We start from the raw sequence: 3,239 nt of genomic DNA, 5'->3' as shown, positions 1-3,239 counted from the left end.
GCGCTGGCCCTGGCGCGGGCCCGCCGCTCGGTTCTGGTGGTGGACGCGGGAGCGCCCCGCAACGCCCCCGCCGACCGGGTGCACAACTACCTGGGGCGGGAGGGTACGCCGCCGGCGGAGTTGACGGCGACGGGTCGCGCCGAGGTCACCGGGCACGGCGGGCACGTCGTGGACGGGCGGGTCGAGGCGGTGACCCGCGACGGGGACGACTTCGTGGTGGACGTCGACGGCGACCGGCGGGTACGGGCCCGGCGGCTGCTGGTCACCACCGGCCTGGTCGACGAGCTGCCGCAGGTGCCGGGGTTGGCGCCGCGGTGGGGCCGGGACGTGCTGCACTGCCCGTACTGCCACGGGTGGGAGGTGCGCGACCGGCGCGTCGGGGTGCTGGCGACCGGGCCCCTGGCGGTGCACCAGGCGCTGTTGTGGCGGCAGTGGAGCCCGCACGTGGTGTTCCTGGCCCATGAGGGGCCGGCACCCGACGCCGAGCAGGCCGAGCGGTTGGCCGCGCGCGGCATCGGCGTGGTGCCGGGTGCGGTGAGCGGTGTGACGGTGGCCGAGGACCGGCTGACCGGTGTGACGCTGGCCTCCGGTGCGGAGGTGCCGCTGGACGCGCTGGTGGTGGCGACGGCGATGACCGCCCGGTCGGCGCTGCTGGAGTCGCTCGGGCTGGTCCCGCAGGACGTGGAGATGTCCGGGCACGTGATCGGTCGGCGCATCGCGGCCGACGCGACCGGCGCCACCGACGTGGCGGGGGTGTGGGTGGCCGGCAACGTCACCGATGTGTCCGCGCAGGTGATCCGGGCCGCCGGGGCGGGCCTGACGGCCGGGGCGGCGATCAACGCCGACCTGGTCGAGGAGGACACCCGGCGCGCGGTGGCCGCGCGTCGGCGGCAGCGCGAGGAGATGTTCACCGAGGCGGCCTGGGAGGAGCGGTACCGGTCGAGGGCGTCGATGTGGAGCGGCCGACCCAACCCGCAGCTCGTCGCCGAGGTGGCGGGCACCACGCCGGGCCGGGCGCTGGACGTGGGCAGCGGTGAGGGCGCCGACGCGGTGTGGCTGGCCGAACAGGGCTGGCAGGTCACCGGTGTGGACATCTCCGCCACCGCCCTGGAGCGGGCCGCCGCGCACGCCCGGGCCGCCGGTGCGCAGGTCGCCGACCGCATCGAGTTCACGCACGCGGACCTGCTGAGCTGGTCGCCGCCGGTGGGCGCGTACGACCTGGTGTCGGCGCAGTTCATGCAGCTTCCGCCGGAGCCTCGGCGGGAGATGTTCGCGCGGCTGGCCGAGGCGGTGGCGCCCGGCGGGCGGCTGCTGATCGTCGGGCACGACCCGGGGGACACGCACGTCGGTGGTCACCGCGCCCACTACCCGGAGATGATGTTCACCGCCGAGCAGGTCGCCGCGGACCTGGACCCGCAGCGCTTCGAGGTGCTGGTGACGCAGAGCCGGCCCCGCTCGGCGGTGCACGACGGCCGGGAGGTGGTCATCCACGACGCGGTGCTGGTGGCCCGCCGCCGCTGAGACACCCGCCGCGAAACGGACACGCCGACGCGGTCGGCGGCCGGGCGGGAGGATCGCCCACCGCCGGTGACCGCGTCGGCGTCCGGGGACGGCGGGCGGGTAGCCTTCGGCGCGTGACCCCGCCTGACGCCCCCGTGACGACCACGGACCGCGCCGACGCGCCCGCCGACGTCCGCCGGCCCGACGGCGCACCCCGGCCGTTGCCCCTGCCGGTGGCGGTGGCGATGGCGGTCACCGCCGGGCTGGCGCTGCTGCTGGCGTTCCCGCCGTACGGGTGGTGGCCGCTGGCACCGGTCGGGGTGGCGCTGCTGGCCGCCGCGACGCACCGGCGTCGACTGCGGGCCGGCGCGGGTCTGGGTTTCCTCACCGGGTTGGCGCTGTTCGCGCCGCTGCTGTCCTGGACGAACCTGCACACCGGCTACCTGCCGTGGGTGCTGCTGTCGCTGTTGCAGGCGGGCTACCTGGCGCTGCTGGGTCTGGCCACCGCGTGGGTGTCGCCGCTGGCCGACCGGTACCCGACGGTGTGGCCGGCGCTGACCGGTGTGCTGTGGGTGGGGCAGGAGGCGCTGCGGGACCGGACCCCGTTCGGGGGGTTCCCGTGGGGGCGGTTGGCCTTCGGTCAGGACGGCTCGCCGCTGCTGGGGCTGGCCGCCGTCGGCGGTGCCCCGCTGGTCACGTTCGCCGTCGCCACCGCCGGTGGGCTGCTGCTGACCGGCGTGTGGTGGACGCTGCGGGTCCGCCGGGCCGCCGGTGTGCGCTGGTGGACCCCGGCCGCCGGATGCGCGGCGGCGCTGGTGCTGCTGGTCGGCGGGGGGCTGCTGGTGCCGGTGAGCACCACGGCCACCGGTGACACGGTGACCGTCGCGATCGTGCAGGGCAACGTGCCGCGTCTCGGGTTGGACTTCAACGCCCAACGGCAGGCGGTGCTGAACAACCACGTGGACGCCACCATCGCCCTGGCCGGTGAGGTGGCCGCCGGCACCCGGGCCCGACCGGACCTGGTGGTGTGGCCGGAGAACTCCAGCGACATCGACCCGCTGCGCAACCAGTCGGCCAACATCCGCATCTCCGAGGCCGCCGACGCGATCGGCGTCCCGATCCTGGTCGGTGCGGTGCTAACCGGCCCCGAGCAGGGCCAGGTGCGCAACGCGGGGCTGCTGTGGCGGCCGGGCAGCGGCCCCGACCTGGAGCAGCTCTACATCAAGCGGCATCCGGTGCCGTTCGCCGAGTACGTGCCGTTGCGGCGGATCGCCCGGATGGTCAGCGACCAGGTCGACCGGGTCCGGGCCGACTTCGTGGCCGGCACCGCACCGGGGGTGGTGCGGACCCCGTCGGCGGTGCTCGGCGACGTGATCTGCTTCGAGGTGGCCTACGACGGGCTGGTCCGCGACACCGTCGTCGGTGGGGCGCAACTGCTGGTGGTGCAGACCAACAACGCCACCTTCGACGTGGCCGAGGCCCGTCAGCAGCTGGCCATGGTCCGGTTGCGGGCCGTCGAGCACGGTCGGCCCGCGTTGATGGCCTCCACGGTCGGAGTGTCCGGGTTCGTCTCCCCGCACGGGCGGGTAAGCGACGCCACCGGGTTCAACACCCAGGCGGTCGTGGTGCGTGAGCTGCGCCTGACCGAGGGGCGCACCCTCGCCACCCGGGTCGGGGTGCTGCCCGAGGTGGTGCTGGCCGGGCTGGCCGTGGCCGCGTTGGTCGGGGCGGCCCTGGTG

The 3,239-nt window shown here is 75.8% G+C and carries 2 protein-coding genes; both read left to right on the top strand.

What is annotated here, in order from left to right; all coding sequences use genetic code 11:
• On the top strand, positions 1–1,521 hold a 1,521-nt coding region (locus EYA84_RS29455; RefSeq protein WP_236146027.1), incomplete at its 5' end, for a bifunctional NAD(P)/FAD-dependent oxidoreductase/class I SAM-dependent methyltransferase.
• A 134-nt stretch (positions 1,522–1,655) separates the two neighbouring features.
• The coding region (gene lnt / locus EYA84_RS29450) for an apolipoprotein N-acyltransferase (protein WP_236146028.1) at positions 1,656–3,239 on the top strand (1,584 nt) is incomplete at its 3' end.

The sequence above is a fragment of the Verrucosispora sp. SN26_14.1 genome, assembly GCF_004307965.1.
GTDB lineage: Bacteria > Actinomycetota > Actinomycetes > Mycobacteriales > Micromonosporaceae > Micromonospora.
The sequence above is the reverse complement of the archived record's forward strand: the minus strand, read 5'-3'. Positions and strand labels throughout refer to the sequence as shown.